At 72.6% G+C, this 17,300-nt stretch carries 15 protein-coding genes; 5 read left to right on the top strand and 10 right to left on the bottom strand.

The genetic code is table 11. The annotated features are described in order from the left end of the window. Window positions 1-35 precede the first annotated feature (35 nt). Genes ABZ956_RS13285 through ABZ956_RS13240 form a run of 10 tightly spaced genes read right to left on the bottom strand, consistent with a single transcriptional unit; the run spans window position 36 to window position 10,157 of the window. Window positions 36-1,565 carry an NADH-quinone oxidoreductase subunit N gene (locus ABZ956_RS13285; protein ID WP_361891539.1) on the bottom strand — a complete coding sequence of 510 codons (1,530 nt, stop codon included), beginning with the start codon at window positions 1,563-1,565 and terminating at the stop codon, window positions 36-38. Next, window positions 1,565-3,160: an NADH-quinone oxidoreductase subunit M gene (locus ABZ956_RS13280; RefSeq protein WP_361891536.1), complete on the bottom strand. Its 1,596-nt coding sequence runs from the start codon at window positions 3,158-3,160 to the stop codon at window positions 1,565-1,567. The genes ABZ956_RS13285 and ABZ956_RS13280 overlap by 1 nt, the downstream gene beginning before the upstream one ends. Window positions 3,161-3,162: 2 nt before the next feature. Then, window positions 3,163-5,163: an NADH-quinone oxidoreductase subunit L gene (locus tag ABZ956_RS13275; protein WP_361891533.1), complete on the bottom strand. Its 2,001-nt coding sequence runs from the start codon at window positions 5,161-5,163 to the stop codon at window positions 3,163-3,165. After that, a complete protein-coding gene (nuoK, locus tag ABZ956_RS13270; protein ID WP_361891531.1) occupies window positions 5,160-5,525 on the bottom strand; it encodes an NADH-quinone oxidoreductase subunit NuoK in 366 nt (121 codons plus the stop codon). Before nuoK ends, ABZ956_RS13275 begins: the two co-directional genes overlap by 4 nt. After that, window positions 5,525-6,085, bottom strand: coding sequence for an NADH-quinone oxidoreductase subunit J (locus tag ABZ956_RS13265; protein WP_361891527.1), 561 nt, complete (start codon window positions 6,083-6,085; stop codon window positions 5,525-5,527). The genes nuoK and ABZ956_RS13265 overlap by 1 nt, the downstream gene beginning before the upstream one ends. Next, on the bottom strand, window positions 6,082-6,660 hold the full coding sequence (locus ABZ956_RS13260; protein ID WP_361891525.1) for an NADH-quinone oxidoreductase subunit I: 579 nt from the start codon (window positions 6,658-6,660) through the stop codon (window positions 6,082-6,084). Before ABZ956_RS13260 ends, ABZ956_RS13265 begins: the two co-directional genes overlap by 4 nt. After that, window positions 6,660-7,631 (bottom strand): complex I subunit 1 family protein, encoded by a 972-nt coding sequence (locus tag ABZ956_RS13255; protein WP_361891522.1) that lies wholly within the window; start codon window positions 7,629-7,631, stop codon window positions 6,660-6,662. Before ABZ956_RS13255 ends, ABZ956_RS13260 begins: the two co-directional genes overlap by 1 nt. Then, entirely contained in the window at window positions 7,628-9,163 is a 1,536-nt protein-coding gene (locus ABZ956_RS13250) for an NADH-quinone oxidoreductase subunit C (protein ID WP_361891519.1), read from the bottom strand. The genes ABZ956_RS13255 and ABZ956_RS13250 overlap by 4 nt, the downstream gene beginning before the upstream one ends. Further along, window positions 9,160-9,750, bottom strand: a complete 591-nt coding sequence (locus ABZ956_RS13245; RefSeq protein ID WP_361891517.1) for an NADH-quinone oxidoreductase subunit B family protein — start codon at window positions 9,748-9,750, stop codon at window positions 9,160-9,162. The genes ABZ956_RS13250 and ABZ956_RS13245 overlap by 4 nt, the downstream gene beginning before the upstream one ends. Next, on the bottom strand, window positions 9,741-10,157 hold the full coding sequence (locus tag ABZ956_RS13240; RefSeq protein ID WP_361891514.1) for an NADH-quinone oxidoreductase subunit A: 417 nt from the start codon (window positions 10,155-10,157) through the stop codon (window positions 9,741-9,743). Before ABZ956_RS13240 ends, ABZ956_RS13245 begins: the two co-directional genes overlap by 10 nt. Window positions 10,158-10,329: 172 nt before the next feature. On the opposite strand from ABZ956_RS13240, the gene ABZ956_RS13235 reads away from it, so the two are divergent. The 5 genes from ABZ956_RS13235 to ABZ956_RS13215 all read left to right on the top strand — a co-directional run bounded on the left by ABZ956_RS13235 (window position 10,330) and on the right by ABZ956_RS13215 (window position 17,160). Then, window positions 10,330-11,544 carry a sensor domain-containing protein gene (locus tag ABZ956_RS13235; protein WP_361891511.1) on the top strand — a complete coding sequence of 405 codons (1,215 nt, stop codon included), beginning with the start codon at window positions 10,330-10,332 and terminating at the stop codon, window positions 11,542-11,544. A gap of 160 nt (window positions 11,545-11,704) precedes the next feature. Next, window positions 11,705-13,057, top strand: a complete 1,353-nt coding sequence (locus ABZ956_RS13230) for a sensor domain-containing protein (RefSeq protein WP_361891509.1) — start codon at window positions 11,705-11,707, stop codon at window positions 13,055-13,057. A 137-nt stretch (window positions 13,058-13,194) separates the two neighbouring features. Then, window positions 13,195-13,866, top strand: coding sequence for a response regulator transcription factor (locus ABZ956_RS13225; RefSeq protein WP_361892434.1), 672 nt, complete (start codon window positions 13,195-13,197; stop codon window positions 13,864-13,866). Window positions 13,867-14,147: 281 nt separating this feature from the next. Further along, entirely contained in the window at window positions 14,148-16,097 is a 1,950-nt protein-coding gene (locus ABZ956_RS13220) for a 2-oxoacid:acceptor oxidoreductase subunit alpha (protein ID WP_361891506.1), read from the top strand. Continuing rightward, window positions 16,090-17,160, top strand: coding sequence for a 2-oxoacid:ferredoxin oxidoreductase subunit beta (locus ABZ956_RS13215; RefSeq protein WP_361891503.1), 1,071 nt, complete (start codon window positions 16,090-16,092; stop codon window positions 17,158-17,160). The genes ABZ956_RS13220 and ABZ956_RS13215 overlap by 8 nt, the downstream gene beginning before the upstream one ends. The last annotated feature ends 140 nt before the right edge of the window (window positions 17,161-17,300 follow it).

Below are 17,300 nucleotides of genomic sequence, written 5' to 3'. Positions count from 1 at the left end.
CTGTGCCGGGGGCCGCGCCATTCGGGTGATGCCGCTTACAGCAGCGCCTGCGAGGCGAAGCGCAGGACCAGCTGGGGGGCACCGGAGAGGGCCACGCCCAGGACGGCGGCCAGGGTGATGGCCACGGTGAGCGGGGCGGGGACGCGCCGTCCCCGCTTCTCCGGCTCCCCCGGCTGGCCCGGCTGGCCCGGCTCCTCGGCGCCGCGGAACAGCACCGCCGTCCACTGGAGGTAGTAGTACAGGGCGATCACGACGTTGACGGCCATGACGACCGCCAGCCAGCCCAGCCCGGCGTCGACCGCCACCGAGAAGACGGTGACCTTGGCGAAGAGCCCGATGATCCCCGGCGGCAGGCCCGCGAGGCAGAGCAGGAAGAAGCCGAGGGCGAGGGCGGCCAGCGGGTGGCGGGCGTACAGGCCGCGGTAGTCGGCGATGCGGTGGGCCGGGCTCGTGCGGGCGACCAGGGCGGCGACGGCGAAGGCGCCGAGGTTCACGGCGGCGTACATCAGGGCGTACGCCACGGTGGAGCCGATGGCGCGGGAGGGGTCGTCGGCGTAGCCGGCGGCGGCGATGGGGACGAGCAGGTAGCCCGCCTGGCCGACGGAGGACCAGGCCAGCAGGCGGACGGCGCTGTGGCGGCGGTCCGGGCGCTGGCGGAGCGCGGCGGCGTTGCCTGCGGTCATGGTGAGCGCGGCGAGGACGGCGAGGGCCGGGGCCCACACCGCGGAGTACGAGGGGAAGGCGACGACGGTCACCAGGATGAGGCCGGTGAAGCCGACGGCCTTGCCGATGACCGACAGGTAGGCGGCGATCGGCAGGGGTGCGCCCACGTAGGTGTCGGGCACCCAGAAGTGGAAGGGGGCGGCCGCGGTCTTGAAGGCGAAGCCGACCAGGGTCAGGGCGACGCCGGCCTTGGCGAGGACGGCCAGGCGCGGGTCGACGTGGGTGAGGCCGTCGGCGACCTGGGTGAGGTGCAGGGTGCCGGTGGCCGCGTAGACGAAGCTGACGCCGAGCAGGGTGACGGCGGTCGCGGTGACCGAGGAGAGGAAGAACTTCAGCGCCGCCTCGGAGGAGCGCCTGTCGCCGCGCCGCAGGCCGACGAGGGCGAAGGCGGGCAGCGAGGCCACTTCCAGGGCCACGACGAGGGTGGCGAGGTCGCGGGAGGCGGGCAGCAGGGCGGCGCCGGCCGCGGAGGACAGCAGCAGGAACCAGAATTCGCCCGCGGGAAGTTTGAAGTCGGCGATCGCACCGACGGACAGAAGCGCCGTCAGCAGAGCGCCGCCGAGGACCAGGAGCTGGATGACGAGCGTGAAGTGGTCCGCCGTATAGCTGCAGGCGTCGCCGGCGTCCGTGCCCGTCAGGCAGAAGGTCGAGCGGTCGCCGTCCAGCAACGGCAGCAGGGACAGACCCGCCAGGACGAGGCCGGCCATGGCGATCCAGCCCAGCAGGGGCTTGCGGCCCTCGGGGAGGAAGAGGTCGGCCACCAGGATCGCCAGGGCCACGACGGCCGTGACGGTGGGCGGGGCGATGGCGAGCCAGTCGACGGACTGGACCATGGAGCCCATCAGTTGCCTCCTGCGAGGAGCTGCTGAACGGCCGGGTCACTGAGGCCGATGAGGGCCGCGGGCCAGAGTCCGGCGAGAACGGTGAGGACGACGAGCGGGGTCCAGGCGGCGAGCTCGTACGGGCGGACGTCGGCGAGCGGTTTGCCCGCGGTGGCGGCGGTGGCGGGCGTGACACCGTCCCCGTCCCCGTCGCCGCCCATGCACACCCGGCGGACGACGACCAGCATGTACGCCGCCGTGAGCAGCGTCCCGAGGCCGGCCAGGGCCATGAAGGTGAGGAAGGCGGGGCGGCTGAGGCCCTCGGCGGGGCGGAACGACGCGAACATCGCGAGCATCTCGCCCCAGAACCCGGCCAGTCCCGGCAGTCCGAGAGAGGCCACGGCGCCGAAGGCCAGGAGGCCGCCCAGGCGGGGGGCCCGGCCGTAGAGCGCGGCACCGGTGGCGCCGGAGAGGCTGTCGAGGTCGCTGGTGCCGTAGCGGTCCTTGATGGCACCGACGAGGAAGAAGAGGAGGCCGGTGATCAGGCCGTGGGCGATGTTGGCGAACAGCGCGCCGTTCACGCCGGTGGGGGTCAGCGTCGCGATGCCGAGCAGCACGAAGCCCATGTGGCCGACGGAGGAGTAGGCGATGAGCCGCTTGAGGTCGCCCTTGGCGCCGGAACGGGCCAGCGCGAGGCAGACCAGGGAGCCGTAGACGATGCCGACGGCCGCGAAGGCGGCCAGGTAGGGCGCGAAGGTGTGGGCGCCTTCGGGGGTGATGGGCAGGACGATGCGGACGAAGCCGTACGTGCCCATCTTCAGCAGCACGCCCGCCAGGAGCACCGAGCCGACCGTGGGGGCGGCGGTGTGGGCGTCGGGCAGCCAGCTGTGCAGGGGCCACATCGGGGCCTTGACGGCGAGCCCGGCGCCGATGGCGAGAACCGCGATGACCTGCGTGGTGTGGCTGAGCCCGGCGCCGTTGTCAGTGGCGAGTGCCACCATGTCGAAGGTGCCGCCCTTGATGCCGATGAGGAGGAGGCCGAGCAGCATCACGACGGAGCCGAGCAGGGTGTAGAGGATGAACCGCCACGCCGCGCGTTCCCTGCCCTCGCCGCCCCAGCGGGCGATGAGGAAGTACATCGGGATGAGCACCATCTCGAACGCGAGGAAGAACAGCATCAGGTCGAGGACGGCGAAGGTCGCGAGGGTGCCGGCCTCGAGGACGAGGAGCAGCGCGACGAATGCCCTGGGGGACGGGCCCGTGGGCATCTTGAAGTAGCTGTACAGCGCGCAGAGGAAGGTCAGCAGCGCGGTCAGGACGAGGAGGGGGAGCGAGACGCCGTCCACGCCGAGGTGGATCCGGATGCCCAGGGCCGGGATCCAGCTGATGTCGGTGGTCGCCTGCATGCGTGCCGGGCGGTCGTGGTCGAAGCCGGCGGCGAGGGCGATGGACAGCGCGAGCACGGCGCCTGTGACGGTGACGCCGTGGCGCAGTACGGCCTGCTCGGGGCTTTTGCCCTTGAGGCCGGGCGGGGCCGGGAGCAGGGCGGCGACGGCTCCGACGAGGGGGACGACGACGATCGCAGCGAGGAGGATCTGCATGACGGTGTGACTCATGGTCAGGCTCCGGTGGCTACGAGAACGGCGGCGACGGCCAGGACGACGGAGCCGGCGAGCAGGGCGCTGAGGTAGGTCTGCACATTGCCGGTCTGGGCGCGGCGGACGGCCGCGCCGAGCAGGCGGGGGGCGGTGCCCGCGCCGCGCACGTACGCCTCGACGACCTCGCGGTCGAGGAAGCGGGCGAGCCGGGCGGCGCCGCGCACGGGCCGGACGAAGAGCGCGGAGTACACGGCGTCGAGCCGGAAGCCGGTGACGGCGTGCCGGTGCAGGGGGCCGAGGAGGAGCCTGCCGGGGTCGGCGGGGTCGGGGGCTCCCGCGATGGTGCCGTAGGCGGCCTCGTGGGAGGCGATGGTCTCTTCCTCGGAGATGTACGGGGCGCGCCCGGGGTCGGCGGCGACGGCGCCGAGGGGGGTGCGGGCGGTGAGCGCTTCGGCGCGGCGCCAGGCCGCGTACATGACGATCACGCCGGCGAGCGCACAGCCGGTGGAGAGGACGGAGGTGGTGAGCGTGGGGGTCAGGGAGCCGCCGTCGAACCAGTCGGGCAGCTTCCAGGCGGCCAGGCCCAGGGCGATGGTGGGCAGGAAGAGGACCCACAGCACGGCGTTCATGGCCAGGGGCTCCCTGCCGTGGTCGGCGGCCTCGGTGCCCTTGCCGTGGAAGGCGAGCAACCACAGGCGGGTGGCGTAGCCGGCGGTGAGGAGGGCGGTGACCAGGCCGGCGATCAGCACGGTCCAGCCCGCCGCGCCGGGGATGCCGGGCCCGTCGCCGGTGGCGGCGTGCTCGGCGGCGCCGAGGACGGCTTCCTTGGAGAAGAAGCCGCTGAACGGGGGGATCGCGGCGAGCGCGAGCAGGGCGACGGTCATCGTCCAGTAGGCGTCGGGGATGCGCCTGGCGAGGCCGTTCATGCGGGCCATCGCGGCGAGCGAGTTGGTGCCGGCGGCGTGGATGATCACGCCTGCCCCGAGGAAGAGGAGCGCCTTGAACGCGCCGTGCGAGATGAGGTGGAAGACGGCGGCACCGCGGTCGCCGACGGCCAGGGCGCCGGTCATGTAGCCGAGCTGGCCGACGGTGGAGTAGGCGAGGACGCGCTTGATGTCGTCCTGGGCGAGGGCGGCGAGCGCCGAGCCGACCATGGTGACGGCGGCCATGACGGCGAGCACGACCAGTGCCGCCGCCGAGGCGGTGAAGACGGGGAGGAGCCGGGCGATGAAGTAGACGCCGGCCGCGACCATCGTCGCGGCGTGGATCAGCGCGGACACCGGGGTGGGGCCGGCCATCGCGTCGGGCAGCCAGGTGTGCAGCGGGAACTGCGCGGACTTGCCGGCGACTCCGGCGAGCAGCAGCAGCGCGACGAGGGTGGGGTGCTCGATGCCGCCGGAGACGGCGGCGGTGAGGATGCCGTTGACGCGGAACGTTCCGGCGTCGGCGGCCAGCGCGAAGATGCCGATCAGGAAGGGGACGTCGCCGAGCTTGGTGACCAGGAATGCCTTCAGGGAGGCGGCCCGTGCGGCCTCGGTCTCCCAGTAGTGGCCGACGAGGAAGTACGAGCAGATGCCCATGATCTCCCAGCCGACCAGCAGCACCATCAGGTCGCCGGAGTAGACGACGAGCAGCATCGCGGAGGTGAAGAGGGAGACGAGGGCCGCGTAGGAGGGGTAGCGGGGGTCGTCGCGCAGGTAGGCGGTCGAGTACAGCTGCACACAGGTCGCGACCGCGCCGACGAGCACGGCGACCAGGACGGCGAAGCCGTCGAGGTGCAGGGCGAGGTCGATCGGCACGGACCCGGTGGGGGTGAGCCGCATGGCGGCGTCCAGGGCCGCCTCGCCGGTGCCGCCGCCCTGCCGCCAGGCGACGACGGCCGCGAGGACGGCGGAGGCGAGCGTCGGGAGCACGGCCAGGGGCCGGACGAACCCGGGCGCGCGGCGGCCGAGCAGCAGGCCGGCGAGGGCACCGAGGAAGGGCAGCAGGGGGACGAGAACGGCGGTGGTCGTGGTGCTCACGCGGCGGCCTCGGCCTTCTCCTCGCGGTCTGCGCGTTCGGTTCCGGGTTCGGGGGCGTCCTCGCCGAGGTCGCGGAGACGGTCGACGTCCGCGGTGCCGCGGTTGCGGTACACGAGCAGGACGATCGCCAGGCCGATGCCGATCTCGGCGGCGGCGATGGCGATGGTGAAGAGGGTGAGCGCCTGGCCCGCGTGCAGCTCGTCGCGCAGCCATACGTCGAAGGCGACGAGGTTGAGGTTGACGGCGTTGAGCATCAGCTCGACGGACATCAGGACGAGGATCGCGTTGCGCCGGGCCAGTACGCCGTACAGGCCCACGCAGAAGAGGAGGGCGGCGAGGACGGCCGGGTAGACGAGATGCATCAGCGCTCCTCGTTCTTCCTGCGGGAGAGGACGATCGCGCCGACGAGCGCGGCGAGCAGCAGTACGGACAGGGCCTCGAACGGCAGCACCCAGTGCCGGAAGAGGATCTCTCCGGAGACCTTGGTGGTGCCCTGCGGCGCGCCGTCGAGGCCGATCCAGGTCGCGCGGAAGGCGTCCACGACCACCCAGACGAGGGCGGCGGCGGCCGCGACGGCCACGCCGAGGGCGGGCCACCGGTTGGCCGAGTCGGCGTCCGGGGAGCGGCCGATGGGGGCCTTGGTGAGCATGAGCCCGAAGAGGAGGAGGACCACGACCGAGCCGACGTAGATCAGCACCTGTACCCAGGCGATGAACTCCGCCGTCAGCAGCAGGTACTCCACGGCGAGCCCGCCGAGCGCCACCACCAGCCAGAGGGCGGCGTGCACCAGCTGCTTGGTGGTGACGGTGATGACCGCCGCGCCGAGGGTGACGATGCCGACCAGCAGGAAGGCGATCTCCACGCCCGTCGGGGAAAGGAAGCCGTGCGCGTCCGCGGCGAGCGCGGTGGCCGTGCCGGTCATGCCTCTCCCTCCTTCTCCTGGGTCTGGGCCTGGGCCTCTGCCTCTGCCTGTGCTTGTTGTGCGGCCAGTTTCTCGGCCGTCTTACGGGCCGCCGCGATCTCCTTCGGCTCCTCGGCCGCCGCGTCGAGCGCGGGCGGCTCGGGCACGGTCCACATCCACTCGCGGAGCTTGTCCCGCTCGTGGGTGAGATCGTGGATGTCGGTCTCGGCGTACTCGAACTCCGGCGACCAGAACAGCGCGTCGAAGGGGCACACCTCGATGCAGATGCCGCAGTACATGCACAGCGCGAAATCGATCGCGAAGCGGTCGAGGACGTTACGGCTGCGCTCACGGCCGCCCGGGGTGGCGGCGGGCACCGTCTCCTTGTGGGAGTCGATGTAGATGCACCAGTCGGGGCACTCGCGGGCGCACAGCATGCACACCGTGCAGTTCTCCTCGAACAGCCCGATGACGCCCCGGGTGCGGGGCGGCAGCTCGGGCTGGACGTCCGGATACTGCGCGGTGACCGACCGGCGGGTCATCGTGCGGAGGGTGACGGCCAGGCCCTTGGCCAGGCCGGAGCCGGGAATGGGCATTACTGGGTCACCACCTTGACGACGCCGGTCAGCGCGATCTGCGCGAGGGCGAGCGGAATGAGGACGGTCCAGGCCAGCTTCTGCAGCTGGTCCTCGCGCAGACGCGGATACGTCACGCGCAGCCAGATGACGACGAAGGCCAGGACCGCCGTCTTGAGCAGCGTCCACAGCCAGCCGAGCCCCTCGGCCCCGAACGGGCCGTGCCAGCCGCCGAGGAACAGCACCGTCGTCAGGCCGCACAGCACCACGATGCCCGCGTACTCGGCGAGCAGGAACATCGCGAAGCGCAGGCCGGTGTACTCGGTGTACGCACCGAAGATGATCTCCGAGTCGGCGACCGGCATGTCGAACGGCGGCCGCTGCAGCTCGGCGAGCCCGGCGGTGAAGAAGACGACCCCGCCGACGATCTGCCACGGCACCCACCACCAGTGGAAGGCGTCGACGATGCCCGGCAGCGACACCGTGCCCGCCGCCATGGCGACGGAGGCCGCCGCGAGCAGCATCGGCAGCTCGTAGGCCATCAGCTGGGCGGCGGTCCGCAGACCGCCGAGGAGGGAGAACTTGTTCGCCGACGCCCAGCCGGCCATCAGCGAGCCGAGTACGCCGACGCCCATGACGGCGAGGACGAAGAAGATGCCGGCGTCGATGAACTGGCCGACGGCGTTGCCGGGCCCGACCGGGATCGCCACGAGGACGAGCAGGTACGGCAGCAGCGCCACGGCGGGCGCGAGCTGGAAGATCTTACGGTCCGCGCCCGCGGGCACGATGTCTTCCTTCTGCGCGAACTTCACACCGTCCGCGACGAGCTGCGCCCATCCGTGGAACCCACCGGCGTACATCGGGCCGAGGCGGCCCTGCATGTGGGCCATCACCTTGTGCTCGGTCTGTCCGATCACGAGCGGCAGCACGAGGAAGACGGCGAACACGGCCAGGAGTCGCAGGACGACGTCGAGAGTGTCGCTGCTGCTCATGCGGGCTCGCCTCCGGCGGGGTTCGTGTCGGTCTGGGGCTCGCCATCGCCGCCTTCGGCGGCGGCAGTACCGGGTTCGCCTGCGGCGGGGCTTTCGCCGGTGCGCGGGGCGGCCGGGGCGGCCGGTTCGGCCGGGGCCTCGGGGGACGGTGAGCTTGGCACCGCCGGGCTGCGCCGCGTGGGCTGATCGCCGTCGCGGCGGGAAGGAGCGGGCTCGACCTCGTCCGCAGCCGGGGCCGGGACCTCGGGCACCGCCGGTGCCGCCGGTGCCGCCGGGGCCTCGGGGTCCGCCGGGGAGCTCGGCGCCGCCGGGCTGCGCCGGGTCGGCTGATCGCCGTCGCGGCGGGCAGGAGCGGGCTCGGTCTCGGGCTGGGGGGTGTCTGTGGCCGGCTTCGCGGGCTGGGGTTCGGTCTCCGGTTCGGGCTTCGTGGGCGGTTCGTCGAAGGCCGGGACGGCGTGGTGCCAGGGGGCGTCGGCAGAGCGGGGAGCCGGGCGGGAGCCCGTGGGCTCAGGCCCTGCAGTGCCCTGCTGACTCGCCGAGCCCTCAGCCGCAGAGCGGGTACGCCGCGCAGCAGGCGCAGCACCCTCCGCCGCCTGCTGACTCGCCGAGCCCTCACCCGCAGAGCGCGTACGCCGCGCAGCAGGCGCAGCACCCTCCGCCTGCTGACTCGCCGAACCCTCACTCACCGACCGCGCACGCCGCGGCACCGCAGCCGCACCCTCCGCCTGCTGGCTCGCCGAGCCCTCGCTCACCGACCGCGCACGCCGCGGCGCCGCAGCCGCGCCCTCCGCCTCGCCCGCGCTGCGGGCGCGGCGTACCGGGCGCTCTGCCGCGCCTGCGGCGCCCGCCGCGCGGGGGGTGCGGGTCGGGCGGGCGGGGGCCGGGGGGAGTTGGCCCTTGAGGGGGCCCCATTCGTTGGGGTCGGGGACGCCGGGGGGGAGCATCTGGCGGCGCTTCGGGCCGCCTTCCGCCGATTCGCCCGGTTCCTTCGCGCCGGGCCACGCCTTGGCCACGCGTGCCGCGAGGACGAAGTCCTTGCGCAGCGGGTGGCCCTCGAAGCCCTCGGGCAGCAGCAGCGGCACCAGGTGGGGGTGGCCGGTGAAGTCGACGCCGAACATCTCGTGCGTCTCGCGCTCGTGCCACGCCGCGCCGGCGTAGACGCCCACGGCCGTGGGCAGCGCCGGGGCCTCGTGCGGCACCGTCGTGCGCAGGAGGAGGCGGCGCGTGCCCTCGCCGCCGGCCGGCAGGGCCGCGACGTGCGCGCTCACGCGGAAGCCCGTACCGGGCTCGTCGACGGCGCTGAGCCAGTCGAAGAAGGTGCAGCCGAGCCGGTCGCGGGCGGTCTCGAGCGCGGTGATCCAGGACGCGGCGGGGACGTCGACCGTGAGCAGGCCGTACGCCTCCTCGGCGGTCGCGCCCTCGCCGAACAGCTCCGCGGCCGCGCCGGGCAGCCAGCCCACGGCCGGCTCCGGGGCGGGGGCCTCCGTCGCGCCGGGCTCGATCGGCGCGGTCGGCTCGGTCGGCTCGCTCATCGGTCCGTCTCCTGCGAAGGCGGCGCCGGGGGTGGCGTCACCAGGCCGCTGCGCAGGGCCGCCGCCGAGGGCGGCGAGTACCGCTCGGCCAGCGACTCCCGCGCGATCTTCTCCTGAAGCTTGATGATTCCCTGCAGCAACGCCTCGGGCCGCGGCGGGCAGCCCGGTACGTACACGTCCACCGGGATGATCTGGTCGACGCCCTTGGTCACGGAGTACGAGTCCCAGTAGGGCCCGCCGCAGTTCGAGCAGGCGCCGAAGGAGATGACGTACTTCGGCTCGGGCATCTGCTCGTAGAGCCGCTTGACGGCCGGGGCCATCTTGTCCGTCACGGTGCCGGAGACGATCATGAGGTCGGCCTGGCGGGGGCCCGGCGCGAAGGGGATGACGCCGAGGCGGATGAAGTCGTGGCGGGCCATGGAGGCCGCGATGAACTCGATCGCGCAGCAGGCGAGCCCGAAGTTGAAGACCCACAGGCTGTAGCGGCGGCCCCAGTTCAGCACGACCTTCATCGGCTCGGGGGCGAGGCGCGCCAGCGGGCCGAGGCGGCGCGGCTCCGGCAGGTCCACGGCGGGTGTCACGTCCATTCGAGGACGCCCTTCTTCCATGCGTACAACAGGCCCACGGCGAGGAAGCCGAGGAAGATGAACATCTCCACCAGCGTCGTTCCGCCGTAGCCGGGGGCGGCGAACACCGTCGCCCACGGGAACAGGAAGATCGAGTCCACCGCGAAGATCACGTACAGGAAGGCATAGACGTAATACCGCACCTGTGTGTGCGCCCAGCCCTCGCCGACGGGGTCGACCCCGCACTCGTACGTGAGCAGCTTCTCGGGCGTCGGCACCACCGGCCGCAGCAGCCGTGAGGCGCCGAAGGCCACGGCGACGAAGAGCACGCCGACCACGGCGATCAGCCCTACCACCGTATAGCTGTGGAAGTAGTCCGCCGCGAGCTGGACATCGGCGCTCCTGGTGCGCACGGTCGCCTCCGGCACGTCCGCCCCTCGCTCCCTGTCCTGTTTGTTCGACGATCTGTACGCACGCGAGTCTAGGCCCTGCCACGGCCGGGGTGAGCAGCGCTGTCCGGCCGGAGGTGGGGTTATCCCCACCGGGCCGCACCCATGACCCCCATGGCGGTGGCCCGCCCGCCCGGGGCAGGCTTGCGATATGACCGCCCATATCGCGACCAGCCGGATCGCCCGCGAAGCCGGCCCCCAGGACGAGGACCGGCTGCCTCCCGTCCACTTCGCCTTCCGCTCCTGGACCTGGAAGGAGATCGCGCACCTCCTGCTCAATCTGCCGGAGGCGCTGATCGGCTTCGTCTACGTCTCCACCTGGCTGTATGCGGGCGCGGTGCTGTCGATCACGGTCGTGGGGCTGCCGCTGCTGGCGGTCGGCCTGATGGGCGCGCGGCTGATGGGCCGGATGGAGCGCAAGCGGGCGCGCACGCTGCTGGGCGTACGGATCGACGAGCCCAGCCAGCTCCCGCGCGACCTGCGGCGCAGGGGCGGCAACGGGGGGTTCTTCGGCTGGCTGTGGACGACGCTGAAGGACCCGGTGGCGTGGCGCAGCACGCTGTATTCGTTCATCCGTTTGCCATGGGGTGTTCTCACGTTCGCCATCACCCTGGTCGCGCTGTTCGTCGCATGGCCGGTTCTGGGCCATCTCGCGCGGGGTCTGACGAACCTGGACCGGGCGATGGTGCGCGGGCTGCTGTCGCCGTCGAGCGAGCTGGAGCGGCGCATCGCGGAGCTGGAGCAGGACCGCGGGGTGGTCGTGGACACCGCCGCCGCGGACCTGCGGCGCATCGAGCGTGACCTGCACGACGGCGCCCAGGCCCGGCTCGTCGCCCTGGCGATGGGGCTCGGCCTGGCGAAGGAGAAGCTGCTGGAGGACCCGGAGACGGCGGCCAAGATGGTCGACGAGGCGCACGGCGAGGTGAAGCTGGCCCTCCAGGAGCTGCGCGACCTGGCCCGCGGCATCCATCCGGCGATCCTGACCGACCGCGGTCTGGACGCTGCCCTGTCGTCGCTGGCGGGCCGCTGCACGGTCCCGGTGAAGGTGGCCGTGGACCTGCCGGCCCGCCCGGCGCCCGCGATCGAGGGCATCGCCTACTTCACCGTCTCCGAGCTCCTGCAGAACATCAGCAAGCACAGCCGTGCCCGGAGTGCCGGCGTGGAGCTGTGGCGGCGGGGGGACCGGCTGATGCTCCAGGTCCGCGACGACGGTCAGGGCGGCGCCACGACCGGCGCCGGCAGCGGCCTGGCCGGGCTGGCGGAGCGGCTGGGCTCGGTGGACGGGGTATTCGTCGTCGACTCCCCCGCCGGCGGTCCCACCGTCGTCACGGCGGAGCTGCCGTGGCGGGACCGTACGGCCGGCTGACGGCCCGCCGCCCCCTGGGGGTGGGGACAGCCCCACCCCCAGGACACCGACCCGCCGCATGGTCCGGGCCCCCTTCGCGGAGGAGCCTTGAAGGGAGCCGGAAGACACCGGGCGGGCAGGCACCGCGGAGCGGACGACGAGGACGGACGAGGACGAGGACATGGCCATCGACTACGGAACACCCCACGCGCCGGCGACGGCGTCCCGGCCCCACCGGGTGCCCGCCGCGCTGCGCGCGCCTGTGGAGGGCCGCACCTGGCGCGAGTTCCTGTACCTCCTGACGGGCCTGCCCGTGGCGGTGGTCATGTTCTCGTACGCCGTCACGCTGACCACCCTCGGCGTCGGCCTGCTGATCACCTTCCTGGGAGTGCCGGTGCTGGCGGGCACGCTCGCCGGGGCGCGCGGGCTGGGCGCGTTCGAGCGGCTGCGGGCCCGGGGGCTGCTGCGCCTGGACGTCGCCTCCCCGGCGCCCGTACGGCCCCGGCGCCGGCCCGGGACCAAGGGGGGCGGCGGCCTGATGGGCTGGGTGGCGGCGCTGCTGAAGGACGGCACGTCCTGGCGGCACCTGCTCTACGGGGTGCTGTACCTGCCGTGGGCGATCTTCGGCTTCACGCTGGCGGTGGTGGCGGCGTCGCTGAGCTGGACGCTGTTCCTGTACCCGGCGTGGCAGTGGACGCTGCCGGCGTACACCGACCAGCCGGGGCTGCAGGTGTTCGGCGACGACAGCGGCCGGGCCCTGTACCTGGACAACCCCTTCGAGATCGGTGTCACCAGCGCCGTCGGCCTGGCCCTGGTGCTCGTCACCCCGTGGCTGATCCGCGGCGCCACCCAGGTGGACCGGCTGCTGGTGACGGGGCTGCTGGGGCCCTCGCGGCTGACGACCCGGGTGTGGGAGCTGGAGGAGGACCGCGGGGTGGTCGTGGACACCGCCGCCGCCGACCTGCGGCGCATCGAGCGCGAGCTGCACGACGGCGCCCAGGCCCGGCTGTCGGCCCTGGCCGTGGACCTCGGTCTGGCGAAGGAGAAGCTGCTCCAGGACCCGGAGGCGGCGGCGAAGATGGTCGACGAGGCGCACGGCGAGGTGAAGCTCGCCCTGAAGGAGCTGCGCGACCTGGCCCGCGGCATCCACCCGGCGATCCTGACCGACCGCGGTCTCGGCCCGGCCCTGTCGGCCCTGGCCGCGCGCTGCACGGTGCCGGTACGGGCCGAGGTGGACCTGCCGGCCCGGCCGGCGCCCGCGATCGAGGGCATCGCCTACTTCACCGTCTCCGAGCTCCTGCGCAACATCAGCAAGCACAGCGGTGCCCGGGCCGCCCGCGTGGACGTGTGGCGCTCGGCGGACCGGCTGATGCTCCAGGTGTGGGACGACGGCGCCGGCGGCGCCTCGACGGTCTCCGGCAGCGGGCTGGCCGGTCTGGCGGAGCGGCTGGACGCGGTCGACGGCCTGCTGCTCGTCGACTCCCCGGCGGGCGGCCCGACCACCGTGACGGCGGAGCTGCCCTGGCGCGGCTGACCCTCACCACCTGCGGCACCACCTACCCCTTCGGCCCCGGAGCGCACCGTTCCGGGGCCGGATGCTGCGATGCTGGGACCGCCCGCGCGCCGCGCGCGGGCCAAGCCAGCGTCGCCAGGGGGCCGTGGATCGTGATCGTGAAGGACAGCGTACGGGTGGTCATCGCCGAGGACTCGGTCCTGCTCCGGGAGGGCCTGACCCGGCTGCTGACCGACCGCGGGCACGAGGTCGTGGCGGGCGTGGGCGACGCGGAGGCGCTGCTGAAGTCCATCAGGGAGCTCGCCGACGAGAACGCCCTGCCGGACGTCGTGGTCGCCGACGTGCGCATGCCCCCGACCCACACCGACGAGGGCGTACGGGCGGCCGTGCGGCTGCGCCGCGACCACCCCGAGCTGGGCGTGCTGGTGCTCTCGCAGTACGTGGAGGAGCAGTACGCGACGGAGCTGCTGGCCGGCAGCAGCCGGGGCGTGGGCTATCTGCTGAAGGACCGGGTCGCCGACGTGCGCGAGTTCGCGGACGCGGTGGTCCGGGTGGCCGGCGGCGGCACCGCGCTGGACCCCGAGGTCGTCGCCCAGCTGCTGGGCCGCAGCCGCAAGCAGGACGTGCTGGCCGGGCTGACCCCGCGCGAGCGTGAGGTCCTCGGTCTGATGGCCGAGGGACGGACGAATTCCGCCATCGCCAAGCAGCTGGTGGTCAGCGACGGGGCGGTGGAGAAGCACGTCAGCAACATCTTCCTGAAGCTGGGCCTGTCGCCGAGCGAGGGCGACCACCGGCGGGTGCTCGCGGTCCTGACCTACCTGCGGTCCTGACGGGTCCCCGACGGGCCACCGCCTGACCGGCGGCCGGCCACGGCGAGCCCGGCCGGCGGCCCGGGCGCGTGGGACGAGCAGGCCCCTGACGGGCGGACGCCTTCAAAAGGCGGCCCCGGGGGCCTGCTAAACCATGACAAGCAGGGCATACCACAGGCACTTCCTGCGGTTCATCCGCTGATCCCTCCCGTGAAGGCCACCCTTGCCCACGTACGATGGCCAGGGGAACGCCGGTCGGCGCCACCGAGTGCGCGGCGCCGCCATGAGGGAGGTCCGAAGCAGTGACCAGCCAGGTCAGCAGCCCGGCCGAGCAGGCCGATTCCGCCGATCAGCGCGGCCAGACCGCGACCGGGGCCGAGCCCCCCGCAGGCGCCAAGGAGGTCCGCCGGCTCGACCGGGTGATCATCCGCTTCGCGGGTGACTCCGGTGACGGAATGCAGCTCACAGGAGACCGTTTCACCTCCGAGACCGCGTCGTTCGGCAACGACCTCTCGACGCTGCCCAACTTCCCCGCCGAGATCCGCGCACCGGCCGGCACGCTCCCGGGCGTCTCGTCGTTCCAGCTGCACTTCGCGGACCACGACATCCTCACGCCCGGTGACGCCCCCAACGTCCTGGTGGCCATGAACCCGGCCGCCCTGAAGGCCAACCTGGGGGACGTCCCGCACGGCGCGGAGATCATCGTCAACACCGACGAGTTCACCAAGCGCCCCATGGCCAAGGTCGGTTACGAGACCAACCCCCTCGAGGACGGCTCCCTGGCGGCGTACAACGTGCACCCGGTGCCGCTGACGACGCTGACGATCGAGGCGCTCAAGGATTTCGGCCTCTCCCGCAAGGAGGCGGAGCGCAGCAAGAACATGTTCGCGCTCGGCCTGCTGTCGTGGATGTACCACCGGCCCACGGAGAGCACCGAGTCGTTCCTGCGACGGAAGTTCGCGAAGAAGCCGCAGATCGCGGAGGCGAACGTCGCCGCCTTCCGGGCGGGCTGGAACTTCGGCGAGACGACGGAGGACTTCGCGGTCTCCTACGAGGTCGCCCCCGCAACCGCCGCCTTCCCGCCGGGCACCTACCGCAACATCTCCGGCAACCTCGCCCTCTCCTACGGCCTGATCGCCGCCGCCCACCAGGCGGACCTGCCGCTCTACCTCGGCTCGTACCCGATCACCCCGGCCTCGGACATCCTGCACGAGCTGTCCAAGCACAAGAACTTCGGCGTGCGCACCTTCCAGGCCGAGGACGAGATCGCCGGCATCGGCGCGGCGCTGGGCGCGGCCTTCGGCGGCGCGCTGGCCGTCACCACCACCTCCGGCCCGGGCGTGGCACTGAAGTCCGAGACCATCGGGCTCGCGGTCTCCCTGGAACTGCCCCTGCTGATCGTCGACATCCAGCGCGGCGGCCCCTCCACCGGCCTGCCCACCAAGACCGAGCAGGCCGACCTGCTGCAGGCCATGTACGGGCGCAACGGCGAGGCCCCGGTCCCGATCGTGGCCCCCAGGACGCCGGCCGACTGCTTCGACGCGGCGCTGGACGCGGCACGCATCGCGCTCACCTACCGCACGCCGGTCTTCCTCCTGAGCGACGGCTACCTCGCCAACGGCTCCGAGCCCTGGCGCGTCCCGGAGACGGACGAACTGCCCGACCTGCGGGTGCAGTTCGCCTCCGGCCCCAACCACGAGCTGGCCGACGGCACCGAGGTCTTCTGGCCGTACAAGCGCGACCCGCACACCCTGGCCCGCCCCTGGGCGGTGCCCGGCACCCCCGGCCTCGAACACCGCATCGGCGGCATCGAGAAGCAGGACGGCACCGGCAACATCTCCTACGACCCGGCCAACCACGACTTCATGGTCCGCACCCGGCAGGCCAAGACCGACGGCATCGAGGTCCCGGACGTCGAGGTCGACGACCCCTCCGGCACGGCGACGACCCTGGTCCTGGGCTGGGGCTCGACCTACGGGCCGATCACGGCGGCCGTGCGGCGCGTGCGCGCCGAGGGCGGCAGCGTCGCCCAGGCCCACCTGCGCCACCTCAACCCCTTCCCCGGGAACCTCGGGGCGGTCCTGGGGCGTTACGAGAAGGTGGTCGTACCGGAGATGAATCTCGGTCAGCTCGCCACCCTGCTGCGAGCGAAATATCTGATCGACATCCGCTCCCACACCCAGGTGAGCGGAATGCCGTTCAAGGCCGAGCAGCTCGCCACTGTGCTGAAGGAGGCCATCCACCATGGCTGAGACGACCGAGACGACGATCGAAGCGCTTTCTCTCGTCCCCAAGGCCGAGGCCGCGCAGTCCATGAAGGACTTCAAGTCCGATCAGGAAGTGCGCTGGTGCCCCGGCTGCGGTGACTACGCCATCCTCGCCGCCGTCCAGGGCTTCATGCCCCAACTCGGCCTGGCGAAGGAGAACATCGTCTTCGTCTCCGGCATCGGCTGCTCCTCCCGCTTCCCGTACTACATGAACACCTACGGGATGCACTCCATCCACGGCCGCGCCCCCGCCATCGCCACCGGCCTGGCCTCCTCGCGCCGTGACCTGTCCGTGTGGGTCGTCACCGGTGACGGCGACGCCCTGTCCATCGGCGGCAACCACCTCATCCACGCGCTCCGCCGCAACGTCAACCTCAAGATCCTGCTCTTCAACAACCGGATCTACGGGCTGACCAAGGGCCAGTACAGCCCGACCTCCGAGGTCGGGAAGATCACCAAGTCGACGCCGATGGGCTCCCTCGACGCGCCCTTCAACCCCGTCTCCCTGGCGATCGGCGCCGAGGCGTCCTTCGTGGCCCGCACCGTCGACTCCGACCGCAAGCACCTCACCGAGGTCCTGCGCCAGGCCGCCGCCCACCCCGGCACGGCCCTCGTCGAGATCTACCAGAACTGCAACATCTTCAACGACGGCGCGTTCGAGGTCCTCAAGGACAAGCAGCAGGCCGAGGAGGCCGTCATCCGCCTCGAGCACGGCCGGCCGATCCGCTTCGGCGTGGACGGCGCGAAGGGCGTCGTCCGCGACCCGCTGACCGGTGACCTCGCGGTCGTCGACGTCACGGAGGAGAACGAGGCGCGGGTCCTGGTGCACGACGCGCACTCCCCCTCCCCCACCAACGCCTTCGCCCTCTCCCGGCTCGCCGACCCCGACACGCTGCACCACACGCCGATCGGCGTCTTCCGGAGCGTGGACCGGCCGGTCTACGACACGCTGATGGCGGACCAGCTGGAGGCGGCGATCGAGCAGAAGGGGAAGGGCGACCTGGCCGCGCTGCTGGCCGGCGGCGACACGTGGACGGTGGTGGGGTAGGGGGTTCTTCCCCGGTCCCGCCCTTTCACCGTTTCTTGTCCTCAATCACCGGGCAGCTGCGCTCCCGCATCCTGCACGAATGGCTGCTGCTCGCGGCGGGCGAGACCGCGGCCATGCTGGTCGCCGTCCTGGCGGCCTTC

It is taken from the genome of Streptomyces sp. NPDC046261, from assembly GCF_040646235.1.
In the GTDB taxonomy this organism is placed as follows: Bacteria; Actinomycetota; Actinomycetes; order Streptomycetales; family Streptomycetaceae; genus Streptomyces.
The sequence above is the reverse complement of the archived record's forward strand: the minus strand, read 5'-3'. Positions and strand labels throughout refer to the sequence as shown.

Bases quoted from the DNA above. Each gene is read 5' to 3' on its own strand.
- ABZ956_RS13285 (WP_361891539.1), bottom strand. From the start codon at position 1,565: ATGGGCTCCATGGTCCAGTCCGTCGACTGGCTCGCCATCGCCCCGCCC.
- ABZ956_RS13280 (WP_361891536.1), bottom strand. From the start codon at position 3,160: ATGAGTCACACCGTCATGCAGATCCTCCTCGCTGCGATCGTCGTCGTC.
- nuoK (WP_361891531.1), bottom strand. From the start codon at position 5,525: ATGCATCTCGTCTACCCGGCCGTCCTCGCCGCCCTCCTCTTCTGCGTG.
- ABZ956_RS13265 (WP_361891527.1), bottom strand. From the start codon at position 6,085: ATGACCGGCACGGCCACCGCGCTCGCCGCGGACGCGCACGGCTTCCTT.
- ABZ956_RS13260 (WP_361891525.1), bottom strand. From the start codon at position 6,660: ATGCCCATTCCCGGCTCCGGCCTGGCCAAGGGCCTGGCCGTCACCCTC.
- ABZ956_RS13255 (WP_361891522.1), bottom strand. From the start codon at position 7,631: ATGAGCAGCAGCGACACTCTCGACGTCGTCCTGCGACTCCTGGCCGTG.
- ABZ956_RS13250 (WP_361891519.1), bottom strand. From the start codon at position 9,163: ATGAGCGAGCCGACCGAGCCGACCGCGCCGATCGAGCCCGGCGCGACG.
- ABZ956_RS13245 (WP_361891517.1), bottom strand. From the start codon at position 9,750: ATGGACGTGACACCCGCCGTGGACCTGCCGGAGCCGCGCCGCCTCGGC.
- ABZ956_RS13235 (WP_361891511.1), top strand. From the start codon at position 10,330: ATGACCGCCCATATCGCGACCAGCCGGATCGCCCGCGAAGCCGGCCCC.
- ABZ956_RS13230 (WP_361891509.1), top strand. From the start codon at position 11,705: ATGGCCATCGACTACGGAACACCCCACGCGCCGGCGACGGCGTCCCGG.
- ABZ956_RS13215 (WP_361891503.1), top strand. From the start codon at position 16,090: ATGGCTGAGACGACCGAGACGACGATCGAAGCGCTTTCTCTCGTCCCC.